Here is a 23,014-nt window from a genome sequence, read left to right on the forward strand (position 1 = left end):
CAAAACCCCGCCGGGTTCCCGGCGGGGTTTTTTTCGTGACGCGTGGCGCAAGCGCCCGCGCGTCAGCGCTGCGCCTGCATCAGCGGCGGGCGGCGATCGAACCACGGCCGCGCCTGCTCGAGCTGCCGCGCGAGCCTGAGCAGCAGCGCGTCGTCGGCGTGGCGCGCGGCGAACTGCACGCCGATCGGCAGCCCGCGCGCATTCCAGTAGAGCGGCACCGACATCGCCGGCTGGCCGGTCAGGTTGAACAGCTCGGTACAGCCGGCCCACGCGAACGCCTTTTCCGACGACTTCGCGAGCATTTCCTTCAGCAGCGGCTTGACCGGCAGCGCGGCGACCAGCTTCATCTGCGCGGATTCGAACGGCGTCGGCTGCAGCTCGCCGATCTTCACCGGCGGCGCCGCGAGCGACGCGCACAGGATCGCGTCGTAGCGCGAGACGAGACCGGAAACCTGCACGGTCAGCTGGCGCTGCCATTCGAGCACGTCCGGCAGGCGCGTGCGGGCGAGGCGCCGACCGACCACGGCCATCGCCCACGTCGCGGCCTCGAATTCGCCGCGCCGCGGCGTGCGGCCGGTCAATGCGCGCGCGCCGAGCACCATCTCCTCGGCGATCGTCGCCCACAGCGTGAGGAAGGTTTCGGCCGCGCGGGCGTAGTCGACGTTCAGCGTCGCCGGTTCGACATGGTGACCGAGCGATTCGAGCAGCGCGGCCGCATCGTCGAGCGCCGCCCGCGTGTCGTCGGCGAGTGCCGGCGCGAGCATCGGATCGACGACGAAGCCGATCCGCAGCGGGCCGGGCGGCGTGTCGATCGCGCCGAGGAAGGTGCCCGGCGCGCCGGCCGGCAGCGTCTGGCCGGTCGTCACGTCGAGCAGCAGCGCGCTGTCGCGCACGCTGCGCGACACCGCATGCTGGACGACGAGTTCGCCGTTCGACGGTTGGTCGACGAGCATCGGGTTGCGGCTCGGCTTCAGGCCGAACAGCCCGCAGCACGACGCGGGAATCCGGATCGAGCCGCCGCCGTCGGACGCATGCGCGAGCGGCACGATGCCGGCCGCGACCGCCGCCGCGGCGCCGCCGCTCGAGCCGCCGGGCGTGTGGTCGAGATTCCACGGGTTGCGGCACGCGCCGAACAGCTCGGGTTCGGTGTACGGCATCTGGCCGATTTCCGACGTGTTGGTCTTGCCGAACAGGTTCAGGCCCGCCGCGCGGCTGCGCGCGATCACCGGGGAGTCGTCGGCCGGCACGAAATAGCGGTAGTGCCGGCTGCCCATCGACAGCGGCAGCCCGGCGACCGCCGCGCCGAGATCCTTGACGAGATAAGGCACGCCCGCGAACGGCGCATCGGCGCCGGGTTCGGGCGCGGCGCCCGCGCGCTGGCGCGCGGCTTCGTAGTCCTGCAGCACGATCGCGTTGATCGCGCCGTTGACCGCTTCGGCCTGCCCGATCGCGGCGTCGAGCAGTTCGCGCGGGCTGGCCTTGCGGTCGCGCACGAGCGCCGCGAGGCCGATCGCGTCATGCGCGAGATAGTCCGAGTGCATCGCTGTCACCCCCGTTGTGACTCGTGGCGATGAGGGGAGCATAACGCGGGCCCGGTGCGCCGGGCCCGCGGCCGGGCATGTTTACAGGTGCTCGGCGAGGAACGTCAGCGTGCGGCCGTGCGCGAGCGCCGCCGCGCGCTGGTTGTACGACGCGCGGTCCGTGCAGTTGAAGCCGTGCTCGGCGCCCGCGTACACGTGGAAGGACGCGTGGCCATGGCCGGCGAACGCGGCCTTCACCGCATCGACGGCCGTGAGCGGAATCCCGTGATCGTTTTCCGCGTAGTGGAACAGGATCGGCTGCGTGACCTTGCCGGCCAGGTCGAGCGCGTTCTGGATGCCGCCGCCGTAATAGGACACGGCCGCGTCGAGCTTGCCGGTCGCGGCCGCGCGGTATGCGAGCTGGCCGCCGAAGCAGTAGCCGATCGCGGCGACCTTGCCGGCTACTTCGGGGCGGGCGCGCAACGCGTCGGCCGCCGCGCCGATGTCGGCAACCGCGAGACCCACGTCGGTCTTCTTCATCAGCTCGATGCCCTTGTCGCGATCCGCGCCTTCGTAGGTCAGCTCGACGCGCGGCTGCGTGCGCCAGAACACGTCCGGCGCGAGCGCGACGAAGCCGTCGGACGCGTACTGGTCGGCGACCGCGCGGATGTGCGCGTTCACGCCGAAGATCTCCTGGATGATGATGACGGCAGGGCCCTTGCCGCGCTTGGGCAGCGCGAGATAGCCGCCGAAGCTGTCGTTACCGGTCGGGATGTCGATCCATTGGGCAGTCACGTTCTGAACTCCTGGCGAACGGGATGCGCGATGCGCACCCCGGGGTGAAAGAGGGCGGCCTAGTGTGCCACCAATCGCCGGGTGCTGCAGCGCACGCGCCGGCTTCTCGCGCAGCGATCGTTTCGATCTCGATTATTCATTTTTCGGCGCCGCGCGGCTTCGATAGAGTCGATGTACCGGCATTTACAAAGCGCTTTCGCGCATCGTTCATCGAAGGATTCGCCATGTCTGCCCGTCTGTTTGCCACGCCCTTTTCCGAACGCTTCGGCCTGCGCCTGCCGCTCGTGCAGGCGCCGATGGTCGGCGCAACCACGACCGCGATGGTCGCCGCCGCATCGAACGCGGGCGCGCTCGGCAGCCTCGGCGCCGCCGCGTTCGCGCCCGAGCGCCTCGCCACCGAAGTCGACGCCATTCGCGCGGCGACCGATCGCCCGTTCGCGGTCAACCTGTTCGTGCTGCCGGACGCCACGCCCGACGCGGCGACCGTCGCGCGCGCACTGGCCGCGATCGACCCGCTGAACGCGGCGCTCGGCTTGCCGCCGGGCACCGCGCCGGCCCGCTACGCGCCCGACTTCCGCGCGCAGCTCGACGCGCTCGTCGCGCTGCGCGTGCCGGTCGCGAGCTTCACGTTCGGCGTGCTCGACGCGGCCGACGTCGCGCGGCTGAAGGCGGCCGGCACCTATGTGATCGGCACCGCGACGCACGTGGCCGAAGGGCTCGCGTGGCAGGCGGCCGGCGCCGACGCGCTGTCCGCGCAGGGCGCCGAGGCGGGCGGCCATCGCGGCACGTTCATCGGTTGCGCCGACGATGCGCTGATCGGCACGCTCGCGCTCGTGCCGCAGCTCGTCGACGCGACCGGCCTGCCCGTGCTCGCCGCGGGCGGCATCATGGACGGCCGCGGGATCGCGGCCGCGCTCGCGCTCGGCGCGCAGGGCGCCCAGCTCGGCACCGCGTTCCTCACCTGCATGGAAAGCGCGATCGCGGCGGACTGGAAGGCGCGCCTGCTCGCGAGCACCGATACGTCGACGCAGGTCACCCGTGCGATCACCGGCCGCCATGCGCGCGGGTTGCGCAACACGCTGATGGCGCGGCTCGGCGCACACGTGGCCGACGTCGCGCCGTACCCGGTGCAGAACGCGCTGACGCAGCCGCTGCGTCAGGCCGCCGCGCGCGCGAACGACGGCGACTACCTGTCGCTGTGGGCCGGACAGGGCGCGCCGCTCGCGCGGCGCCGCGGCGATGCGCTGACGACGTCGCAGCTCGTCGCGGCGCTCGATGCCGAATGGCGCGCATCGGCCGCCTGAATGGTTCATGCCGGACGACGAAGCGCGCGTGTTGTCACGCGCGTTTCATTCAATGATCCCGGGCACAAAATACCGAATCGAAATGACCCGGGAATCTTTTGAATCGATCTGTCGGGAAGCTGCCGGAAATTAGCGGAAACCCTTATCCGGCGGGGCTTGCGGCGATATTCGAGTCACCCTTCCAAAGTGCGCATATCGGTAGTGTTACCACTACCCCAAAAAAGTCCCACAAATTAATTTGATCGCCTACACTTGCGCGCAAGTACGGACGGGGGCGGCTGCTAAAAGCGGCTGTTTTCACGTGCTTGAGGCCAAGTGCATGAACGATGCATCCGGCGAATCGTCCAGTGATTGCAAACACAGGGATGGCAGCGGGGCACCGGGCGATGGCGTTTATTGGGACCGAACTGGAGACTTACATGAATATCAAGATGCAAAAGCTGTTGCCGATCACCGCCGCAGCAATGCTGTGCGCTGCAGCTGCAAGCAACGCGTCCGCCGATCAAGTCGTCAAGATCGGCCACGTCGCGCCGTTGACGGGCGGCATTGCACACCTGGGCAAGGACAACGAAAACGGTGCGCGTCTCGCAGTCGAGGAGATCAACGCGAAGGGTCTCACGATCGGCGGCCAGAAGATCACGCTGCAACTCGACCCGCAGGATGACGCGGCCGACCCGCGGCAGGCCACGCAGGTTGCGCAGAAGCTCGTCGACGACAAGGTCGTCGCCGTGGTCGGCCACCTGAACTCGGGCACGTCGATCCCGGCCTCGAAGATCTACAGCGATGCGGGCATCGTGCAGATCTCGCCGTCGGCGACCAACCCGGCCTATACGCAGCAAGGCTTCAAGACCACGTACCGCGTGGTCGCGACCGATGCGCAACAGGGCCCGGCACTGGCGAACTACGCGCACTCGAAGGGCATCAAGAGCGTGGCGGTGGTCGACGATTCGACCGCATACGGCCAGGGTCTCGCGAACGAGTTCGAAAAGAAGGCGAAGGCGCTCGGCCTGAAGGTGATGTCGCATGACGCGACGAACGACAAGGCGGTCGACTTCCGCGCGATTCTGACCAAGATCAAGGGCGAGAACCCCGACGCGATCATGTACGGCGGCATGGACGCCACCGGCGGCCCGTTCGCGAAACAGGCGAAGCAGCTCGGCCTACGCGCGAAGATCTTCGCGGGCGACGGCGTGTGCACGGAAAAGCTGGCCGATCTGGCCGGCGATGCGACCGACAACGTGGTGTGCTCGGAAGCCGGTGCCTCGCTCGAGAAGATGGCGGGCGGCGCGGCGTTCAAGGCGAAGTACGAGAAGCGCTTCGGCCAGCCGATCCAGATCTACGCACCGTTCACGTATGACGCCGTGTACATCATCGTCGACGCGATGAAGCGCGCGAACTCGACGGACCCGGCGAAGATCCTCGCGGCGATGCCGACGACGAACTACTCGGGCGTGATCGGCACGACGACCTTCGACTCGAAGGGCGACCTGCAGCACGGCGTGATCTCGCTGTACAACTACAAGGGCGGCAAGAAGTCGCTGCTCGACGAAGTGAAGATGTAACGCGACAAGCGGTCAACAGAAGGGGTGAAAACGCGCATGCGGCAACGCATGCGCGTTTTCTTTTGGTTTTCTTTGGGCCGTTCGGGTCGGTGTGCGTCGTACCGTCAGATCTTCAGATGGGCGAGCACCCTCGGCGCGACGAGCGCGACGAGTGCCGCGCACAGCGCGACGACCGACAGGCCGATCGTCAGGTTCGCGGCCTGCGCGACCGCACCGATCACGACCGGACCGAACAGCAGTCCGAAATACGCGAGCCCCGCCACGTGCGCGAGCCCTTCGGCCGCGTGGATGCCCTTCACGCGCGCGGCGGCCGCGAACAGCACGGGCATCATGTTCGCGAGGCCGAGGCCCATCAGCGTGAAGCCGGTCAGCACCGCGGCCGGATTCGGCAGCAGCAGCGCACCGATCATCCCCGCGCATGCGAGCGACGCGCTCGCGAATACGAGCTGCGGCGCGCCGAAGCGCGCACGCACGGCGTCGCCCGCGAAGCGCGCGACAGCCATCCCGCCCGAGAACGCCGCATACGCGGCGCTCGCGAGCGCGGGGCTCGCCGCGACGACGTCGCGCATGTAGACCGTCGCCCAGTCGTACATCGCGCCTTCGGCGACCAGTGCGATCAGCGCGATGCCGCCGAGCATCCACAACGCGGGCGAGCGCCAGCGGTTGCCGCCGCCATGCGCGTGTTCGTGGTGCGGCACGTGCGGCAGCACGGCCGGGCTGGCGGCCACGAGCACCGCCGCGCTCACGGCCGCCGCGAGTGCGAGGTGCACGGCCGGCGCCATGCCCGCCGACAGCAGCGCGCCGCCGGCGGCCGCGCCCGCCATCCCGCCGATGCTGAACATCCCGTGCAGCGACGACATGATCGGCTTGCCGAGCGCGATCTCGACCGCGCTCGCCTCGGCGTTCATCGCGACGTCGAGCGTGGCCATCGAGAAGCCGAACAGCGCGAGCACCGCGAGCAGCATCCAGTAGTCGGGCACGACGAGGATCAGCGCCGCGCACGCGGACATCACGAGCCCGCCGGCGAGGCACGCGGTGCGCGAGCCGACGCGGGTGATCCAGCGCGCGATGGTCAGCATCGCGGCGATCGAGCCGCCGGCGACCGCGAACAGCGCGATCGACAGCAGGCCGGGGCTCAGCGCGAACTTGTCGCGCACGGTCGGCACGTGCACGCCCCAGGACGCGTACATCATGCCGGCGACGAAGAACAGCGCCATCGACGCCGTGCGCGCGCGCTGGCGGGCCGGCAGCGGCAGCACGCGGTGCGCATCGGGCGGCGCGGCGAACGGGGACGACGATTCGGGGGAGGAGGATTCGGACACGGGAAGGCTCGCCAGGAGGAAATGCGCGGACGCACGCGGCGTCCGTCGGAATCGTCCGATTCTATCGAACCGCTTACGATCGTGCCGGGCACTGCCGTTCGGCCGACGATCGGACGGCCGGGCCGCATTGGCCATTCGGTCGATGCGCGGCGCGTCGCGCCGGCGGGTAACATCGAATCGTATGCGGCATGAACGACGCGCCGCCCTTCGACCGCAGGAGTCCTCTTGAACATCGATCCCGCCCTCGCGCTGCATTTGCTGCACCGTTGCGCGCTCGGCACGCTCGCCACTCATACGCGCGAACCACAGGGTTTCCCGTATCCGACGGTCGTCCCGTTTGCACCCGATGCAAGCCATCGGCCCGTGATCCTCGTCAGCGGCCTGGCCGAGCACACGCGCAATCTCGCCGCCGATCCGCGCGCGGGCTTCCTGGTCGTCGACGCGCCGGATGGCGACGTGCTGAACGCCGAGCGTGCGACGCTGCTCGGCCGGTTCGTGCCGCTCGGCGACGATCCGCATGTCGCCGCGCGCTACCTGCGCTACGAGCCGGACGCCGCGCGCTATCTCGCACTCGGCGATTTCGCGTTCTGGGCGCTCGAGATCGAGCGGCTGCGCTATATCGGCGGTTTCGGGCGGATGGGCTGGGTCGACGGCCCGCATCTCGATGCACGGCCGCCGCTCGCGTTCGACGACGAGCAGGCGCTGTGGAACGCCTACGAGACGGGCGAGGCGCGCCGCGACGGGCTCGACCTGCTCGGCGTCGATTGCCACGGCGCCGACTGGCGATACGACGGCCGCCGGGTGCGTACGCCCTTCGATGCGCCGTCGGCCGATCTCGGCGCGCTGCGCGACCGGCTGACGGCATGCGCACGCGGTGTGACGTGACGTCGCGGGTCAGTGATTTGTCCGTTTAGCAAACCGCGTCATGTGGTTTTCGCAAAGCTGTCGTCCGATGAAAGCTTCTATTTTCCCGAATACAGGGTAATTGCGTATGTTGATAGTCCGAATAGGCAATCGCTAATGTCCTAATCTCTGTACGGAGACGTAAAAATTTGAGAAAAGGCCGCGGCCGGTCAAAATGACATGCGCGAATTACAATTGATCTCGGGATTTTCGTGAATCTCGCTTCTATCAAATCTTTTTTGTGCTAATCTCTGCCTTCGAAAATCCGAGGCACATATATTTCATGAATGGTGAGCTGGCTGCAGACCGGCGCCATTAGTCAGATAGAAAGGGAAACTATGTCTTCTTACAAGGACCTGCTGGCCCAGCGGGAGAAGCTGGAGAAGCAAATCGAAGAAGCGAAGTCGCGTGAATACGCTGAAGTGCTGAATGACGTGAAGCAGAAAATTGCCGACTACGGCTTTTCGCTCGCCGAACTCGGTCTCAGCCGCGCGAAGGCAGGCAAGGTTGGCCGTCCGCGCGCAGGCGTGGCCGCGAAGTACCGCGATCCGGAAACGGGCGCGACGTGGTCGGGCCGTGGCAAGCCGCCGCGCTGGATTGCAGGCAAGAACCGCGAACAGTTTGCGATTTAAACGTTTGTTTAAGTCGTCTGCGCTTCGAAAGAGCCGCGTGTCCGTTCAGGAGCGCGGCTTTTTTGTTTCCGGACGCAGCCGCCCTGCAAACATTGTCATGAAAATGTAATAATCGCCATGTGAATGAAAATGCGACACGTTCGTATAAGCGATTGATTTGAATAAGAAATTTTCGGGTATTGAGCGGGTTCGCGACGCGCGTTTGATAGAATTGCGTATCGCACACCGATATCTCATATTTCATGTCCACGTTTTCCGGCGACGCGCAGAGCGCAGATAAGCACACGGTTGCGCGCAAGAGCACGCTCGTCAGTATTGTGCTGAATGTGGTGCTCGCCACATTTCAGATCGTCGTCGGTACGATTGCGCATTCGCAGGCGTTGATTGCCGACGGTGTGCATTCGATATCCGATTTGATCTCGGATTTTGTCGTGCTGGTTGCGAATCGTCATAGTGGCGCATCGCCCGATGCCGACCACAATTACGGTCATAGCCGCTACGAGACGGTCGCATCATTGTTTCTCGGCGCGATCCTGATCGCGGTCGGGATCGGCATGCTCTGGCGCGCCGGCGACCGCCTCGTCAATCTCGACAATATCCCCGCCGTCCATTTTTCCGCGCTGGTCGTGGCGCTGACGGTACTCGTGTCGAAAGAGGCGCTGTTTCGCTACATGCTGCGCGAGGCGCGGCGCGTGCGTTCGGCGATGCTCGTCGCGAATGCATGGCATGCGCGTTCGGATGCCGCCTCGTCGCTGGTCGTCGCGATCGGCATCGTCGGCAGCCTGGCCGGGGTGAAGCTGCTCGACCCGATCGCGGCCGCGATCGTCGGCTTCATGGTCGCGCGGATGGGCTGGACGTTCGGCTATGACGCGCTGCAGGACCTGTCCGACCGCGCGCTCGATATGGGCGATACGGCCGAGATCCGCGCGCTGCTCGCGGCGACGCCCGGCGTACGCGACGTGCACGACCTGCGCACGCGCAAGATGGGCGATGCCGCGCTCGTCGACGCGCACATCCTCGTCGATCCGAAGATTTCCGTATCCGAAGGGCACTACATTGCCGAAACCGCGCGTGCGCGTGTGCTGTCCGACCCGCGCGTGCTCGACGCGCTGATCCATGTCGATCCGGAGAACGACGCGGCGCGCCGTCCGGCGCTCGCGCTGCCGCCGCGCGGCGAGATCGCGGCACGGCTCGAGGCCGCGCTCGCGCAGCGCGGGCTGCAGGCAGCGGCGATCAACCTGCATTACCTGAGTACGGGGCTCGAGATCGATGTGACGCTCGTCAGCGATCCGCACGATACCGATGCGGCGCTGGCCGGCCGGCTCGACGTCGGTGCGCTGGAGCGCGAGTTCGGCGCGCGCCGGATCGGCTTCACGCGCGCGATGCCCGCGCGTGCGTGACCGGCGGCCGGCGGCCGCGCACGCCGCGCACCGGCCGGGCCGGCCCGCGCGTTACAGCGGCAGTTGCGTGTCGAACTTGATCTCGCGCAGCACGACGCTCGTGCGCACCTGCGACACGGCGGGGATCTTGAAGATGCGCTCGTGCAGGAACACGTCGTATGCCTTGATGTCCGGCGCGACGATCTTGAGGATGTAATCGGCTTCGCCCGTCGTGCTGTAGCACTCGGTGACTTCCGGGCAGGTCGCGATCTCGCGCTCGAACTGCTCGACGCCGCCTTCGTTGTGGCGTGTCAGGTGCACGTGCGCGAGCGCGCAGACGTGCAGGCCGAGCTTCTCGCGATCGAGCAGCGCCGTGTAGCGCTGGATCACGCCCGACTGTTCCATGTCCTTGATGCGGCGCCAGCACGGCGTGCTCGACAGGCCGACCTGGTCGGAAATTTCCTGAACGGAACGGCGCGCGTCGAGCTGCAACAGGCGAAGGATTTTTTGCGAAAAGGAATCGAGCGTCACCTGCGCCTCCATGCGGCAGCAACAACATGCTGAATGTTAGAGGGCCGGGAAAGGAAAGGCAATCTGGCGTGGCGCTGGTGAGCGAGATTCGCTAATTTGCTCGCGGATCCGTGGGATTTTGTCCCGCCCCCGCGCGCTCCGACCGATCGGTGTCCGATACGGCGAGGCCGGCGAGCGCGGCCTGCTGGCGGCGCAGGTCGGCGAGCATGTTGCAGAACAGCGCGCCTTGCTCGATCGCGTCGTCGAGCGCGACGTGCGTGTGCGGATGGTCGTCGAACCAGTGCTTCGGAAAGCGCGGCTTGATCGCCTTGCGGTACGGCAGGCCCGTCATCGCGAACGCGAGCGTCTTGATGTCGAGCGCGGACCACGAGAACGGGCAACGTCCCGCGAAGCGCATCATGTACCAGAACATGAACGTGAAATCGAAGCCGGCCGGCATCGCGACGAACACGGGCTTGCCGGGCAGCGCCTCGACCCAGTCGACGTACGCGACCAGCGCCGCCTCGGGCGCCTGCAGGTCGCGCCGGCACGCGGCCCAGGCTTCCGGTTCGGTCTTCCACCACGCTTCCTGCACCGGGTGCGCCTGCGCGCCGGGCAGCGTCTCGAGGTTGGCCGAGAACGTCGCGATCAGCTGCTTGTCCTCGGTATAGGCGGCCGACGCGAAGCTCAGCATCGAGTGCGGGCCGGGAATCGGGCCGTCGGCCTCGACGTCGGTGCTGACGTAGATTTCCGGGATGGCGGTCTGGTTCATCCGAATACCTTGTCTGACACGAACGGGTTCGTGCGGCGCTCGTCGCCGAACGTCGACACCGGGCCGTGGCCCGGCACGAACGTGACGTCGTCGCCGAGCGGCCACAGCTTCTCCTTGATCGAACGGACGAGATCCTCGTGGTTGCCGCGCGGGAAATCGGTCCGGCCGATCGAGCCCGCGAACAGCACGTCGCCGACGATCGCGATGCGGTGTGCGCGGCTGAAGAACACGACGTGGCCGGGCGTGTGGCCCGGGCAGTGATAGACCTCGAGCGTCTCGTCGCCGAACTGCACGGTGTCGCCGTCGTTCAGCCAGCGGTCGGGCTCGAAGGTGTCGGCGGCCGGAAAGCCGAAGCGCTCGCTCTGCATCGGCAGCTTCTCGATCCAGAAGCGTTCTTCTTCCTGCGGCCCCTCGATGGGCACGCCGTAGTGCGTCGCGAGCGTCTTCGCGCCCGCGCAGTGATCGATGTGCCCGTGCGTGAGCAGCACCTTCTCGACCTGCACGTTCTGCCGCGCGACTTCCTGCTGGATCCGGTCGAGATCGCCGCCCGGATCGACGACGGCGGCACGGCCCGTTTTCTCGCAGACGAGCAGCGAGCAGTTCTGCTGGAACGGCGTGACCGGAATGAGCGTGACTTTCATGGAGGCACCGGCGGCTAAAAGGAGCGATTGTACCGGTCGCGCGCGCCGCCTGCCGCTCGTGCGACGCGTGCCGCGGCGCGCGGGTGAGGGCATTCCCGGAGCATGTCGATTGTTACAGCCATAGTGAGAATCAATGGTCCGTCGGGGGTGCTTTTCGAGATGGCGTTTTGATTTATGTATAATGCGCCCCATTGCGCGTGAATTTCACGCCATTCGCTGGTGTTTCGGCCCCGTTAAAAGAGGCGTCCGATTCACCGTCAAGCATCAGCCGCCGGGGAGTCCGGCGGTGTATCCAGCACCGAGCATTCGGTGCTCACGTCTTGTCCGGCCGGGTGCTGCGCGCCCGCCTGCGGCCCTGCTGCCGCGCCGCCGGATGAGGCCTGTGCCGCCGTTCCTGTGCGTTGGTCGTATCGACGCGCGCGAACGTGGAGCCATGTTCGATGGCGGCATGTGGGGTCTGGTCAGGCTGTTGGGGACAGGTTGCGCCAGACGTGAAAACTAATCAGGACGGTTGCGGCATAGACGAAAGCCGCGCCCATGCTAGCCGCCTGCTCGCATCCGAGCGGGGCGTGCACGCATTTGCCGTCCGGGCCGCGTATCTGCGTTGTGAAGCAGCGTTGTATCGGAGCGGCCCGAACCAGAAGGCGACACGTCGATGAATTTACGTTTTCCGAGTCGATTCGGAACCATTGCATTGTTTTTTGCGCTGACGGGCTGCGCGGTGCCATCCAGCCAGACCACCGGCAGCGTGAACCAGAAGAAGGCGGTCGACAAGACGGCCGCGGCCGCCAAGGCGGACGACGACAAGCAGCCGCTCAATTTCGATTCCGCGCTGGCATCGCTGCCGGCCGCGGACAGCAAGGACGCGAAGAAGCCGTCGCTGGCCGACGCCGAGCCGATCGACGGCAAGGATGTATCCGACTTCCGCCAGACGGGCCGCGCTTCGTGGTACGGGCGGGATTTCCACGGCCGCCGCACCGCGAACGGCGAGCGCTTCAACATGAACGCGCTTACCGCCGCGCACCGCACGCTGCCGCTGTCGTCGTACATCAAGGTGACGAATGCGTCGACCGGCAAGTGGGTCGTCGTGAAGGTCAACGATCGCGGGCCGTTCAAGCGCGGCCGTGTGCTCGACCTGTCGTATGCCGCTGCCAAGCTGATCGGCCTCGTGCATGCCGGCACGGGCCGCGTGAAGATCGAGGGGCTGTCGCCGCAGGAAGCGCGCGAGGCGCGCGACGAAATGCTCGCGTCGATCTCGGCGAAGTAACGCGGCGGTTCGTCCGCTCACGCGTCGAGCATCAAGTACAAAGGGCTGCCTTCCGGCAGCCCTTTGTCGTTTCGGCGCGGCGTCGTTCCGCGTCAGCCTTCCTTCAGCGCGAGCGCACGCGCATACAGCGTGTTGCGCGATGCGCCCGTCAGCGCGGCCGCGAGCTTGGCCGCGCTCTTCACCGGCACTTCTTCCAGCAGCAGCCTGAGCAGCGCGTCGTGCGCGGTGTCGTCGGCTTCGCCGCTCGACGCCGGCGCGCCTTCGACGACCAGCACGAACTCGCCGCGCTGCCGGTTCGCATCGCCGGCCAGCCAGGTCTGTCCTTCGGACAGGGTGCCCTGGAACAGCTGCTCGTGTAGCTTGGTGAGTTCGCGCGCGATCAGCAGCCGGCGCGCGGGGCCGAATGCATCGGCGAGCGCGGCGACGGTTTCGGCGATCCGGTGCGGCGCTTCGTAGAACACCAGTGCATACGGGTGCGACACCAGCGCCTGCAGCGCGCTGGCGCGCTGCTTGGCCTTCGGCGGCAGGAAGCCCGCGAACGTGAACGCGCCGGCCCAGTCGCCGGCCACGCTCAGCGCGGTCACGGCCGCGCTCGCGCCCGGCAGCGGGATCACCGCGAAGCCGGCCTCGCGCACCGCGTCGACGAGCCGCGCGCCGGGGTCCGAGATGCCGGGCGTGCCGGCGTCCGAGACGTAAGCCACGCGTTCGCCGCCACGCAGCAGTTCGATCACGCGCTGCGCGGCTTCGCGTTCGTTGTGTTCGTGCACGGCCAGGAGCGGCTTCGAGATCCCGTAGCGGGCGAGCAGCTGGCCGGTGTTGCGGGTGTCTTCGGCCGCGATGCGGTCGGCGAGGCCGAGCACGTGCAGCGCGCGCAGCGTGATGTCGGCCGTATTGCCGATCGGCGTGGCGACCACGTAAAGCGCGGCGTCCGGGTAGTGCTGCGTGTGCGCGAGTTCGAGGAGGGCAGTCATGGCAGGCAATGCACGCAATCGCGGCGCAAGCGGAACAAGGTCGGCATTGTGCCACGCGGCGCCGGCCAGCCCGGGCGACGGGCGCGGATTGCCGCACGCGGGCGACAACTTTTCCGGCGCGGCACGATCCAAACCGGTCGGTGCGGCGTTCGAGCAGCGCGCGCGGCAGTTTCTCGAGCGCCGCGGCCTCGGGTTCGTCGCGGCGAACGTGACGATGCGCGGCGGCGAGCTCGATCTCGTGATGCGCGAGCCCGACGGCATGCTCGTGTTCGTCGAGGTGCGCGCACGGCGCAGTGTCCGGCACGGCGGCGCGGCCGCGAGCGTCGGCTGGCGCAAGCGGCGGCGCCTCGTGGCGGCGGCGCTGCAGTTCTGGGCGCGGCACGGTGCCGGTGCCGCGTGCCGGTTCGATGTCGTCGCGTTCGAGGCCGGCCGGCTCGCGTGGCTGCGCGACGCATTTCGTACCGACGATGCGTAGCCGCGACGTGTGACGAGATGTAAAGAGTTCTTGCCGGACCCCCGGAGAGGGTGCCGGAGTACGGTAAACTCGCCGCACCCACGATGTCGCGCGAAATGTGCCACGCGCCCAGTTCACCAGGAATCGATGTCAGTCGAACGTATTCAGCAACAATTCCACGACAGCGCCGCGCTTCACGCTGAAGCGGCCGACGCGCTGTCGTTGCCGATCGCAGCCGCGGTCGATGCGATGTTCGCCGCGCTGGCGAACGGCAACAAGATCGTCGCGTGCGGTGACGGCCCGTCGGCTGCTGCCGCGCAGTATCTCGCCGCGTCGCTCGTCGGCGGCTTCGAGCGCGAGCGTCCGGGCCTGCCGGCGATCGCGCTGGCCACCGATGCGTCGCAGGCCGGCCTCATGGGGGCGGCGGCCGCCGAGCAGCTGTTCGCGCAGCAGGTGCGCGTGCTCGGCCAGACCGGCGACATCCTGCTGGTGCTCGATGCGGGTGGCGCGTCGCCGCGCGTGCTGGCGGCGATCGACGAGGCGCACGAGCGCGAGATGACCGTCGTCGCGCTGACGGGCGGCAATGGCCATGCAGTCGCGGCCGCGCTGTCCGATACCGATATTCCGATCAGCGTGCACGCCGTTCGCGCGGCACGCATCCACGAAGTCCATCTGCTGACCATCCACTGCCTGTGCGACGGCATCGACGCGATGCTGCTGGGTGAGGATTGAACGAAGGAGAGCCGTCGATGAATCAAAGCCGCGTCAAACAGACGCTCGTCAGAACCACGCTGCTCGCCGCGCTGACGGCGGGCCTCGCCGTGTCGCTGCAGGGTTGTGTGCTCGGAGTCGTGGGTGCAGCGGCCGGCGGCGGCGCGCTGATCGCGACCGATCGCCGGACGCTCGGCGCGCAGACGGAGGACCGCGAGATCCAGGTCAAGGCGCTTTCGCAGATCAACAACGGGCTGCCGGACCAGTCGCACGTGAACGTGACGGTGTTCAACCGCCGCGTGCTGCTGACGGGTGAAGTGCCGAACGATGCGTCGAAGCAGCGCGCCGAGGAAATCGTGCGCGGCATCAACAACGTGAACGGCATCGTCAACGAGCTGTCGGTCGAGCCGGCGTCGTCGTTGTCGTCGCGCGCGAACGACTCGTATCTCGAAGGGCGCGTGAAGTCCGAGCTGATCGCGACGAAGGGCATCTCGGCGAACTACTACAAGGTCGTCAGCGAACGCGGCAACCTTTACCTGATGGGCCTCGTGACGGTGGACGAAGGCAATCGCGGCGCGGAAGCCGCGAGCCAGGTGCCGGGCGTCGAGAAGGTCGTGAAGGTGTTCCAGTACGTGAAGCCGCAGGACGCGCAGGCGCTGCAGGCCGCATCGCCCGCGAGCGGCGCATCCGGCGTGTCGGCTGCCGCCGCGCCGGCGGACAGCGCGACGGTCGGCGCGGTACCCGACGCGTCGGTGCAGTCCGCGCCGCTGCAGTCGCCCGCCCCGATCTCGAATTCGTCGAGCGTGCACCCGGGCAACCCGAAGGCGCCGGCGCAATGAAGGGCGCGCGGATGAAGCAGATGAAACAGTGGATGGTGCAGGGCGCCGCCGGCGCGGCGCTCGTGGTCGGCACGCTGGGCGCAGCGCACGCGGACGTCGGCGATGGCCTGAAGGTTGCGCGCAGCAACGCCTGCATGGGCTGTCACGCGGTCGACCGCAAGCTCGTCGGCCCGTCGTTCAAGGATATTGCCGCGCGCTACAAGTCCGATCCGCAGGCCGTCGCGAAGCTGTCGAAGAAGGTGAAGGACGGCGGTTCGGGCGTCTGGGGCGCGATTCCGATGCCCGCGCATCCGCGCATGACCGACGCCGATGTCCGTTCGGTGGTCGAATGGGTGCTGGCCGGCGCGCCGTCAAAGTAACGCTTTAGGGGGATGTAACCCCTATTGCCAAGCGCAGAAATGCGTGTGTATGATGGTCGACTGTTGGGGCGGTAGCTCAGCTGGGAGAGCGTCGCGTTCGCAATGCGAAGGTCGGGAGTTCGATCCTCCTCCGCTCCACCAACGGAATTCGAAAGGCCCGATCGCGAGATCGGGCCTTTTTGTTTTTGCGGGTCCGATAGCCGGCGGACTACGTCGCCAGATCCTGAACCAACCGGAACGTCGGCACCGACAACACGGCCGCCCCCACCGTAACGACCGCGAGAATCGCCGTTCTTTTCCGCAGCAGCGCGCCGACGACTATCGATAGCGCATAGAACGCGCAGGTCAGCAGGATGACCCACCATAGCGCTGCGTAACCGGCACCGCCTTCGAAATTCGATACGTTGCGCGTAATCCGAGCTGCGACATAGCTGGCGACGGTCACGCTCGCCGGCAGACACAACACCGAATACAGCATGAAGACGATGATTTGCCGAAGTGTCGGATCGGATGACGTCATGGAGAGCGTTCTTTCGCGGATGAGCGGGAGCGCCCGACCATCCGCCGCGCGGGCCGATCCGGGCAGCCGGCAGGATGCGGCCGTTTTCGGCATTTGGCAACCGCCACCCGTCATCCCGCCTTCCCCTCACCCCCGCCCGAAACTCGGCCGCTTCGGATCGTAAGCCCACCCCGGCACCAGATAGCGCATCGCGACCGCGTCATCCCGCGCGGTGCCGCCCACCGCGTTGTACAACGCATGCGCCGCCTCGATCTGCGCCATGTCGAGCTCGATCCCGAGCCCCGGCCGTTCCGGCACGGCCACCTTGCCGCCGACGATCGCGAGCGGCTCGCGCGTGAGCCGCGCGTCGCCTTCCTGCCAGATCCAGTGCGTATCGATCGCGGTGATCGTGCCGGGCGCGGCGGCCGCCGCGTGCGTGAACATCGCGAGCGACACGTCGAAGTGGTTGTTCGAGTGCGACCCCCACGTGAGCCCCCAGTCGCGGCACAGCTGCGCGAGCCGCACCGAGCCCTGCATCGTCCAGAAATGCGGGTCGGCGAGCGGGATGTCGACCGCCTGCAGCCGCACCGCGTGATCCATCTGCCGCCAGTCGGTCGCGATCATGTTGGTCGCGGTCGGGATCCCCGTCGCGCGGCGGAATTCGGCCATGACCTCGCGGCCCGAATAGCCGCCTTCGGGCCCGCACGGATCTTCCGCATACGCGAGCAGGTGGCCCTGCCCACGGCACAGCGCGACGGCTTCGTCGAGCGACCACGCGCCGTTCGGGTCGAGCGTCGCGCGCGAATCGGGGAAGCGCGCCTTGATCGCCGCGATCGCTTCCAGCTCGTCGGCGCCGGCCATCACGCCGCCCTTCAGCTTGAAATCGGCGAAGCCGTAGCGGTCGACCGCGGCTTCGGCCTGCCGCGCGATGTCGGCCGGCGCGAGCGCCGTTTCGTTGCGCAGCCGGAACCACGCGTTCGCCGCATGCGCCTCGTCGCGATACGGCAGGTCGGTGCGGCGCCGGTCGCCGATATAGAACAGGTACGCGAGCATCGGCACCGCTTCGCGCTGCTGGCCTTCGCCGAGCAGCGCCGCGACCGGCACGTCGAGGTGCTGGCCGAGCAGGTCGAGCAGCGCGGCCTCGATCGCGGTGATCACGTTGTCGAGCCGCAGGTTGATCTCGTGCGGCTGCCGCAGCACCGCGGCCTCGCCGGCCGACGTCACCTCGTGCCGGATCGTGCGGCCCGCCCCGGCACCCGCGCCGGACAGCGCCGCACGCACCGCGTTGAGGGTCGCCTGGTAGCGGCCGATCGACTGGCCGACCACGAGATCCGTCATGCGCTCGAGCGCGTGGCGGATGCCTTCGCCGCCCGGCACTTCGCCGACGCCCGTATTCCCGCTGCTGTCGTCGAGGATCACCAGGTTGCGCGTGAAGTACGGCGCGTGCGCGCCGCACAGGTTGAGCAGCATGCTGTCGCGGCCGGCGACGGGAATCACCTGCATGCGCGTGACGCGCGGCGTGCCCGCGCGGCTGGGTTCGGACATCGGTTCGCTCCTGGTTCCGGGGGGGCGCGGGCCGCCGGACGCGCCGGCGCGGCCCGCGCCGTTCATTGAAGCTCGACGCGGCGGATCTCGCCGACGACGAACAGGTAGCAGATCACGGCGACGAGCGCGTGCGCGACGACATAGACGAGCGCGCCATTGAACGAGCCGCTGCGGTCGACGATGTAGCCGATCGCGATCGGCGTCGTGATGCTGGAGAGGTTGCCGCAGGTGTTGAGCAGCGCGCCGCTCAGCCCGGCGATCTGGCGCGGCGCGGTGTCGGCGTTGACCGCCCAGCCGAGCGCGCCGAGCCCCTTGCCGAAGAACGACAGCGCCATGAACAGCACGACGAGCACGTGCGAATCGGTGTAGTTGCAGACGATCATCGACATCGACAGCAGCATGCCGGCCACGATCGGCACCTTGCGCGCGACCGACAGCGACCGGCCCTGCTTGAGCAGCGCGTCGGACACGACGCCGCCGAGAATCCCGCCGAGGAACCCGCACACGGCGGGGATCGACGCGACGAGCCCCGCGTTGAGGATCGACATCCCGCGCGCCTGCACGAGATAGACGGGAAACCACGTGATGAAGAAATAGGTGAGCGCGTTGATGCAGTACTGCGCGACGTACACGCCGATCAGCATCCGGTTCTTCAGCAGCGCCTTCACGTGACGCATCGACGGGCCGCCGTCGCGTCCGCCCGTCGCCTGGTCGATGTTGACGAGCGCGCCGCCTTCGGCGAGGTAGTCGAGTTCCGCGCGGTTGACGTTCGGGTGGTCCTTCGGGTCGTACATCGTGCGGTTCCACACCATGACGAACGCGAAACCGAGCACGCCCATCACCGCGAACACCGACTGCCAGCCGAACGCGTGCACGAGCCAGCCCATCAGCGGTGCGAACACGACGGTCGCCGCGTACTGCGCGGCGTTGAAGATCGCGGACGCGGTGCCGCGCTCGGCAGCCGGGAACCACGCGGACACGATCCGGCTGTTGGCCGGGAACGACGGCGCCTCGGCCGCGCCGACGAGGAAGCGCAGCCCGAACAGCAGCGCGAACGCGGCCGCGCCGCCGAAGAAACCGATCGCGCCCTGCAGCAGCGTGAACAGCGACCAGAAGAAGATGCTGAACGCGTAGACGATGCGCGACCCGTAGCGGTCGAGCAGCCAGCCGCCCGGCAGTTGCGCGACCACGTACGACCAGCCGAACGCGGAGAAGATGAAGCCGATCTGCACGTGGCTCAGGTGCAGCGCGCGGGCAAGGCTCGGGCCCGCGATCGCGATCGCCGCGCGGTCCGCGTAGTTGATTGTCGTGACCGCGAACAGGACGGCCAGCACGAGCCAGCGCACGCGCGTGCGCCGGACCGTTGCCGACGCGGACGCCGGCAGCGCGTGAAGCGGATTCATGACTTGTCTCCTCCGAAGGACGGAAGGTGCCGTCGTGCGGCGGGCGCGTCGGCGCGCGCGTGATGTTGTCGTATGGGTGCCGCCGGCCGGAGGCAGGGCACCGGGCGCCGAGTCGGGCAAGGCGTCCGGGCCATTCTGTCATGTCGAAAACTTCGCTTTCATGCCAATTGCTGACTTGATCGATTCAGCATTTGAATCGATCGGTCCGGCGATCGGTCCAGCGCGCGCGTCGTCCGCGCCAGCCGGGCAGCACGCGCACGAGCGTGCCGGACGCCAGCGCGGAGCGCCGTCGGCGGTGTCGCCGTCGCGTTGCAGCCGCCCTGGTTGCCCGTCCGGGCGGCCTGACCGGCGCCGTGGTCGCCCGAGGGGGGCGCTGCTGTCAAATTTTTACCCGGATAATATTGACATCCAATTAATACCCGGATAAAAATAGCGCCATTCTGATCCCGGCCTGCGGGCGACCACGATGACAACCTCCACGCTTCTTCCTTCGTACACGGCCTTCGACGGCCACCGGCGGCTCGCGTCGGGCCCGCTCGCGACAGTTGCGCTCGCGGTCCGGCAGGCGGCCGGCGACGCGACGCACGGCACGATCCTGATCTTCGACGACGCGACGGGCCGCTCGATCGACCTCGACCTGCGGGGCACGGACGACGACATCCGCGTGCGCTATGCGCCGCCGTCGGGCGACGTGCCCGGCGCCGCCGGCGCGTCGGCAGGCGCGGGCGAGCAGCGCGGCCGCGGCCGGCCGAAGCTCGGCGTCGTATCGCGTGAAGTCACGCTGCTGCCGCGTCACTGGGAATGGCTCGGCGCGCAGCCGGGCGGCGCGTCGGTCGCGCTGCGCAAGCTGGTCGAGGACGCGCGGCGCACGCATGCGGCGGCCGACCGGCACCGCGACGCGCAGGCGCGCGCCTATCACTTCATGTCGGCGATGGCGGGCGACCTGCCCGGTTTCGAGGAAGCTGCGCGGGCGCTGTACGCGAACGAGCCGGCGCGGCTGGCCGAACTGGTTGCCGGCTGGCCGGACGATGTGCGCGACCACGCGCTCGCGCTGGCGCGCGGCGACCTGCCGCCGTCCGCCGAAGACTGCTGACGGAGCGCCGACGCGATGACCGCATTCGACCTGAACCACGGCGCGATCGCGCCGGTCGCCGACGAAGTCGATGTCGTCGACCTGCGCGTGACGGGCGCCATCCCGCGCGAACTCGACGGCACGTTGCTGCGCAACGGCCCGAATCCGCCGGGCGGCCGCTTCGAAGGCAACGACATGCTGTCGTGGTGGCCGGAAGCCGCGATGCTGCACGCGATCGCGTTCGACCGTGGCCGCGCGACCGGCTACCGGAACCGCTGGGCGCGCACGCAGCGCTGGGCCGCCGTGCATGCGCCGGGGCAGGTGCCGCATCTGTCCGACACCAATCCGAACGTGAACGTGCTGCAGCATGCGGGCGAATTGCTCGCGCTGGCCGAGGGCGGCGCGCCCCTCGCGATCACGCCCGCGCTCGATTCGCTCGGCGCGGCGGCGCGGCACGCGGGCTTCGGCGGCGGAATGACCGCGCATCCGAAGGTCGATCCGGTGACCGGCGAACTGATCGCGTTCCGTGCGGACTGGCGCGCGCCCTGGCTGCGCTACGGCGTGATCGACGCGCACGGCGTGCAGCACGTCGACGTCGAAATCGACCTGAATGCGCCGTCGATGATGCACGACCTCGCGATCACCGAAACCCGCAGCCTGCTGCTCGACCTGAACGTCGGCTACGACTTCTCGCTGCTGAAGCAGGGCCACCGGATGCCGCTGCGCTGGCACGACGACCGGCCCGCGCGCATCGGCGTGATGCCGCGGCACGGCGGCGCCGTGCGCTGGTTCGGTGTCGAGCCGTGCTTCATCCAGCACGTCGTAAACGCATACGACTGCGACGCGTCGTGCATCGTGCTCGACGCGGTGCGCTATCCGTCGTTCCTGCGGCTCGATGCGCGCACGGGCCGCTTCGCCGACAACCCGGTCGGCGAGCTGTGGCGCTACGTGATCGACACGGCGAACGGGCTGGTCGACGAAGGGCCGCTCGCCGACGGCGGCATCGAATTGCCGCGCATCAACGACAGCCGGACGGGGCGCCGCTACCGCTACTTGTATGCGGTCGAGCAGCCGAACAACGCGGAAATGCGCGGCGTGATGCGCTTCGATCACGCGCGCGGCACGACGACGCATTACGCCGTGCCGCCCGGCGACCAGAACGGCGAGCCGGTGTTCGTGCCGCGCCCGGGCGGCACCGACGAGGACGACGGCTGGCTGCTGGTGATGGTCTACCGCGCGGCGACCGATACGAGCGACGTGGTGATCCTCGATGCGCGCGCGATCGATGACGAGCCGGTCGCGACCGTGCACCTGCCGCGCCGCGTGCCGGCCGGGTTCCACGGCGCATGGGTACCGCGCGAGCGTTGAACGTGAGCGGCGGCGCGCGTCACTGCGCGCGCAGCGCGTCGACGATCTTCAGCCGCGCGGCGCGCATCGCCGGCAGGAACCCGCCGACGAGCCCCATCACGAGCGAGAACAGCAGCGTCTTCACGACGATCGCGGGCGTCAGCACGAAGCGGAACGACAGGTCCGAGAAGGTCTGGAAGTTGGTGGTCGAGAACGACGCGAACTGCATCAGCGACGCGCACGCGAGCCCCGCGACGCCGCCGACGAAGCCGAGCAGCAGCGCTTCGAGCAGGAACGCGGCGAGCACGTTCCTGCGCTTGAAGCCGAGCGCGCGCAGCGTGCCGATCTCGGCCACGCGGTTCGCGACCGACGCATACATCGTGATCATCGCGCCGATCATCGCGGCGATCGAGAAGATCGTCGACAGCGTGATGCCGAGGATGTTGATGAACGTCGACAGCGACTTCGACTGGTCGCCGTAGAACGTCTGCTCGCGTTTCGCCTCGTCGGTCAGCCGCGGGTCGACGTCGATGTCGGCCTTGAAGCGCGCGAAGCCGTCGGCGCCCGGGATGCGCAGCACCATCGACGAATAGCTGGTGCGCCGGAACGACTGCATCAGCTGGTCGACGTCGCCCCAGATTTCCGAATCGAAACCGCTGCCGCCCGCGTCGAAGATGCCGACGATGGTCCAGTCGCGCTGCGCGAAATGCAGGCTGTCGCCGAGCTGCGTGCCGCTGAAGCCTTTCGCGATCGCGCTGCCGACGACGATCTCCGACGAGCCCGGCGCGAACATCCGGCCGGCCACGCGCTTCACGTGCGGGCGCAGCGCGAGCCCGGCCGGCGACACGCCGCGGATCACGACGTTCGACGGTTTGCCGCTCGACGTCTTCACGAGCGAGATCAGCACGACCGCTTCCCTCGACACGAGCGGCCGGCCGTCGGGGCCGAGCGCGACGGCCGGGTGCATCTCGAGCGCGTTGGCCTGCTGGTGGTCGATCGAACTCTGGATCTCGGTCTCGGCGCCCTTGCGGATCACCACCGCGTTGTCGGCTTCGCCGGTCGACACGAGCGTCTGCGTGAGCCCCGCGTCGAGCATCTGCACGGTCGCGAACACGAAGATCACGAGCGCCATCCCGCCGGCGGTGAGCGCGGTGGTGAGGCGCCGGGTCCACAGGTTGCGCGCGATGTAGGTGAGCGGGATCGCCAT

The 23,014-nt window shown here is 68.2% G+C and carries 23 protein-coding genes and 1 tRNA gene; 13 read left to right on the plus strand and 11 right to left on the minus strand.

What is annotated here, in order from left to right; translation table 11 throughout:
• Positions 1–62: 62 nt before the first annotated feature.
• Together WJ12_RS01035 and WJ12_RS01040 are read right to left on the minus strand one after the other, a co-directional pair.
• Positions 63–1,541, minus strand: a complete 1,479-nt coding sequence (locus WJ12_RS01035) for an amidase (protein ID WP_059559368.1) — start codon at positions 1,539–1,541, stop codon at positions 63–65.
• 81 nt (positions 1,542–1,622) lie between these two features.
• Positions 1,623–2,315 carry a dienelactone hydrolase family protein gene (locus WJ12_RS01040; protein ID WP_049033307.1) on the minus strand — a complete coding sequence of 231 codons (693 nt, stop codon included), beginning with the start codon at positions 2,313–2,315 and terminating at the stop codon, positions 1,623–1,625.
• A 224-nt stretch (positions 2,316–2,539) separates the two neighbouring features.
• On the opposite strand from WJ12_RS01040, the gene WJ12_RS01045 reads away from it, so the two are divergent.
• Both WJ12_RS01045 and WJ12_RS01050 read left to right on the plus strand, forming a co-directional pair.
• Positions 2,540–3,619, plus strand: a complete 1,080-nt coding sequence (locus WJ12_RS01045; RefSeq protein WP_059559365.1) for an NAD(P)H-dependent flavin oxidoreductase — start codon at positions 2,540–2,542, stop codon at positions 3,617–3,619.
• A gap of 419 nt (positions 3,620–4,038) precedes the next feature.
• Positions 4,039–5,181 (plus strand): branched-chain amino acid ABC transporter substrate-binding protein, encoded by a 1,143-nt coding sequence (locus WJ12_RS01050; protein WP_034188065.1) that lies wholly within the window; start codon positions 4,039–4,041, stop codon positions 5,179–5,181.
• A gap of 104 nt (positions 5,182–5,285) precedes the next feature.
• On the opposite strand, the gene WJ12_RS01055 is transcribed toward WJ12_RS01050, so the two are convergent.
• Positions 5,286–6,503: an MFS transporter gene (locus WJ12_RS01055; protein ID WP_034188064.1), complete on the minus strand. Its 1,218-nt coding sequence runs from the start codon at positions 6,501–6,503 to the stop codon at positions 5,286–5,288.
• Between the two features lie 225 nt (positions 6,504–6,728).
• Here WJ12_RS01055 and WJ12_RS01060 point away from each other — a divergent pair, with 225 nt between their 5' ends.
• The 3 genes from WJ12_RS01060 (at position 6,729) to WJ12_RS01070 (ending at position 9,438) form a co-directional block, all read left to right on the plus strand.
• Entirely contained in the window at positions 6,729–7,388 is a 660-nt protein-coding gene (locus tag WJ12_RS01060; protein ID WP_059559362.1) for a HugZ family pyridoxamine 5'-phosphate oxidase, read from the plus strand.
• 356 nt (positions 7,389–7,744) lie between these two features.
• Positions 7,745–8,038 carry an H-NS histone family protein gene (locus WJ12_RS01065; RefSeq protein WP_006491875.1) on the plus strand — a complete coding sequence of 98 codons (294 nt, stop codon included), beginning with the start codon at positions 7,745–7,747 and terminating at the stop codon, positions 8,036–8,038.
• 242 nt (positions 8,039–8,280) lie between these two features.
• On the plus strand, positions 8,281–9,438 hold the full coding sequence (locus WJ12_RS01070; protein WP_059559360.1) for a cation diffusion facilitator family transporter: 1,158 nt from the start codon (positions 8,281–8,283) through the stop codon (positions 9,436–9,438).
• A 51-nt stretch (positions 9,439–9,489) separates the two neighbouring features.
• On the opposite strand, the gene WJ12_RS01075 is transcribed toward WJ12_RS01070, so the two are convergent.
• The 3 genes from WJ12_RS01075 to WJ12_RS01085 all read right to left on the minus strand — a co-directional run bounded on the left by WJ12_RS01075 (position 9,490) and on the right by WJ12_RS01085 (position 11,340).
• Positions 9,490–9,960, minus strand: coding sequence for an Lrp/AsnC family transcriptional regulator (locus WJ12_RS01075; RefSeq protein WP_006477376.1), 471 nt, complete (start codon positions 9,958–9,960; stop codon positions 9,490–9,492).
• Between the two features lie 79 nt (positions 9,961–10,039).
• Entirely contained in the window at positions 10,040–10,699 is a 660-nt protein-coding gene (locus tag WJ12_RS01080) for a 3'-5' exonuclease family protein (protein ID WP_049030364.1), read from the minus strand.
• On the minus strand, positions 10,696–11,340 hold the full coding sequence (locus tag WJ12_RS01085) for an MBL fold metallo-hydrolase (protein ID WP_059559357.1): 645 nt from the start codon (positions 11,338–11,340) through the stop codon (positions 10,696–10,698). The genes WJ12_RS01080 and WJ12_RS01085 overlap by 4 nt, the downstream gene beginning before the upstream one ends.
• Positions 11,341–11,995: 655 nt before the next feature.
• Between WJ12_RS01085 and WJ12_RS01090 the strand changes: the two genes are divergently transcribed.
• Positions 11,996–12,607, plus strand: a complete 612-nt coding sequence (locus WJ12_RS01090; RefSeq protein ID WP_034188059.1) for a septal ring lytic transglycosylase RlpA family protein — start codon at positions 11,996–11,998, stop codon at positions 12,605–12,607.
• A 92-nt stretch (positions 12,608–12,699) separates the two neighbouring features.
• On the opposite strand, the gene rsmI is transcribed toward WJ12_RS01090, so the two are convergent.
• On the minus strand, positions 12,700–13,578 hold the full coding sequence (rsmI, locus tag WJ12_RS01095; RefSeq protein WP_034188058.1) for a 16S rRNA (cytidine(1402)-2'-O)-methyltransferase: 879 nt from the start codon (positions 13,576–13,578) through the stop codon (positions 12,700–12,702).
• A 46-nt stretch (positions 13,579–13,624) separates the two neighbouring features.
• Between rsmI and WJ12_RS01100 the strand changes: the two genes are divergently transcribed.
• The 5 genes from WJ12_RS01100 (at position 13,625) to WJ12_RS01120 (ending at position 16,082) form a co-directional block, all read left to right on the plus strand.
• Positions 13,625–14,053, plus strand: coding sequence for a YraN family protein (locus tag WJ12_RS01100; RefSeq protein ID WP_175028547.1), 429 nt, complete (start codon positions 13,625–13,627; stop codon positions 14,051–14,053).
• Between the two features lie 126 nt (positions 14,054–14,179).
• A complete protein-coding gene (locus tag WJ12_RS01105; protein WP_059559351.1) occupies positions 14,180–14,764 on the plus strand; it encodes an SIS domain-containing protein in 585 nt (194 codons plus the stop codon).
• Positions 14,765–14,781: 17 nt separating this feature from the next.
• Complete coding sequence (locus WJ12_RS01110; RefSeq protein ID WP_049030150.1) at positions 14,782–15,582, plus strand: BON domain-containing protein; 801 nt, start codon at positions 14,782–14,784, stop codon at positions 15,580–15,582.
• Between the two features lie 11 nt (positions 15,583–15,593).
• Positions 15,594–15,941 carry a c-type cytochrome gene (locus WJ12_RS01115; protein WP_404824023.1) on the plus strand — a complete coding sequence of 116 codons (348 nt, stop codon included), beginning with the start codon at positions 15,594–15,596 and terminating at the stop codon, positions 15,939–15,941.
• 65 nt (positions 15,942–16,006) lie between these two features.
• Positions 16,007–16,082: transfer RNA gene (locus tag WJ12_RS01120), tRNA-Ala, on the plus strand.
• 67 nt (positions 16,083–16,149) lie between these two features.
• Here WJ12_RS01120 and WJ12_RS01125 read toward each other — a convergent pair.
• The 3 genes from WJ12_RS01125 to WJ12_RS01135 form a co-directional block, all read right to left on the minus strand.
• A complete protein-coding gene (locus WJ12_RS01125) occupies positions 16,150–16,461 on the minus strand; it encodes a hypothetical protein (RefSeq protein WP_059559539.1) in 312 nt (103 codons plus the stop codon).
• Positions 16,462–16,587: 126 nt separating this feature from the next.
• Positions 16,588–17,985, minus strand: coding sequence for an enolase C-terminal domain-like protein (locus tag WJ12_RS01130; RefSeq protein WP_059559536.1), 1,398 nt, complete (start codon positions 17,983–17,985; stop codon positions 16,588–16,590).
• A 62-nt stretch (positions 17,986–18,047) separates the two neighbouring features.
• Complete coding sequence (locus tag WJ12_RS01135; protein ID WP_059559349.1) at positions 18,048–19,388, minus strand: MFS transporter; 1,341 nt, start codon at positions 19,386–19,388, stop codon at positions 18,048–18,050.
• Positions 19,389–19,854: 466 nt separating this feature from the next.
• On the opposite strand from WJ12_RS01135, the gene WJ12_RS01140 reads away from it, so the two are divergent.
• Together WJ12_RS01140 and WJ12_RS01145 are read left to right on the plus strand one after the other, a co-directional pair.
• Positions 19,855–20,481 carry a DUF2239 family protein gene (locus WJ12_RS01140; protein WP_034188042.1) on the plus strand — a complete coding sequence of 209 codons (627 nt, stop codon included), beginning with the start codon at positions 19,855–19,857 and terminating at the stop codon, positions 20,479–20,481.
• A gap of 15 nt (positions 20,482–20,496) precedes the next feature.
• On the plus strand, positions 20,497–21,828 hold the full coding sequence (locus WJ12_RS01145) for a carotenoid oxygenase family protein (RefSeq protein ID WP_034188041.1): 1,332 nt from the start codon (positions 20,497–20,499) through the stop codon (positions 21,826–21,828).
• 19 nt (positions 21,829–21,847) lie between these two features.
• Here WJ12_RS01145 and WJ12_RS01150 read toward each other — a convergent pair whose 3' ends face one another.
• Positions 21,848–23,014, minus strand: coding sequence for an ABC transporter permease (locus WJ12_RS01150; RefSeq protein WP_034188040.1), 1,167 nt, complete (start codon positions 23,012–23,014; stop codon positions 21,848–21,850).

It is taken from the genome of Burkholderia seminalis, assembly GCF_001718535.1.
GTDB lineage: Bacteria > Pseudomonadota > Gammaproteobacteria > Burkholderiales > Burkholderiaceae > Burkholderia > Burkholderia seminalis.

Bases quoted from the DNA above. Each gene is read 5' to 3' on its own strand.
- WJ12_RS01035 (WP_059559368.1), bottom strand. From the start codon at position 1,541: ATGCACTCGGACTATCTCGCGCATGACGCGATCGGCCTCGCGGCGCTC.
- WJ12_RS01045 (WP_059559365.1), top strand. From the start codon at position 2,540: ATGTCTGCCCGTCTGTTTGCCACGCCCTTTTCCGAACGCTTCGGCCTG.
- WJ12_RS01050 (WP_034188065.1), top strand. From the start codon at position 4,039: ATGAATATCAAGATGCAAAAGCTGTTGCCGATCACCGCCGCAGCAATG.
- WJ12_RS01065 (WP_006491875.1), top strand. From the start codon at position 7,745: ATGTCTTCTTACAAGGACCTGCTGGCCCAGCGGGAGAAGCTGGAGAAG.
- WJ12_RS01070 (WP_059559360.1), top strand. From the start codon at position 8,281: ATGTCCACGTTTTCCGGCGACGCGCAGAGCGCAGATAAGCACACGGTT.
- WJ12_RS01075 (WP_006477376.1), bottom strand. From the start codon at position 9,960: ATGGAGGCGCAGGTGACGCTCGATTCCTTTTCGCAAAAAATCCTTCGC.
- WJ12_RS01080 (WP_049030364.1), bottom strand. From the start codon at position 10,699: ATGAACCAGACCGCCATCCCGGAAATCTACGTCAGCACCGACGTCGAG.
- WJ12_RS01085 (WP_059559357.1), bottom strand. From the start codon at position 11,340: ATGAAAGTCACGCTCATTCCGGTCACGCCGTTCCAGCAGAACTGCTCG.
- WJ12_RS01090 (WP_034188059.1), top strand. From the start codon at position 11,996: ATGAATTTACGTTTTCCGAGTCGATTCGGAACCATTGCATTGTTTTTT.
- rsmI (WP_034188058.1), bottom strand. From the start codon at position 13,578: ATGACTGCCCTCCTCGAACTCGCGCACACGCAGCACTACCCGGACGCC.
- WJ12_RS01105 (WP_059559351.1), top strand. From the start codon at position 14,180: ATGTCAGTCGAACGTATTCAGCAACAATTCCACGACAGCGCCGCGCTT.
- WJ12_RS01110 (WP_049030150.1), top strand. From the start codon at position 14,782: ATGAATCAAAGCCGCGTCAAACAGACGCTCGTCAGAACCACGCTGCTC.
- WJ12_RS01115 (WP_404824023.1), top strand. From the start codon at position 15,594: ATGAAGCAGATGAAACAGTGGATGGTGCAGGGCGCCGCCGGCGCGGCG.
- WJ12_RS01125 (WP_059559539.1), bottom strand. From the start codon at position 16,461: ATGACGTCATCCGATCCGACACTTCGGCAAATCATCGTCTTCATGCTG.
- WJ12_RS01130 (WP_059559536.1), bottom strand. From the start codon at position 17,985: ATGTCCGAACCCAGCCGCGCGGGCACGCCGCGCGTCACGCGCATGCAG.
- WJ12_RS01135 (WP_059559349.1), bottom strand. From the start codon at position 19,388: ATGAATCCGCTTCACGCGCTGCCGGCGTCCGCGTCGGCAACGGTCCGG.
- WJ12_RS01140 (WP_034188042.1), top strand. From the start codon at position 19,855: ATGACAACCTCCACGCTTCTTCCTTCGTACACGGCCTTCGACGGCCAC.
- WJ12_RS01145 (WP_034188041.1), top strand. From the start codon at position 20,497: ATGACCGCATTCGACCTGAACCACGGCGCGATCGCGCCGGTCGCCGAC.
- WJ12_RS01150 (WP_034188040.1), bottom strand. From the start codon at position 23,014: ATGGCGATCCCGCTCACCTACATCGCGCGCAACCTGTGGACCCGGCGC.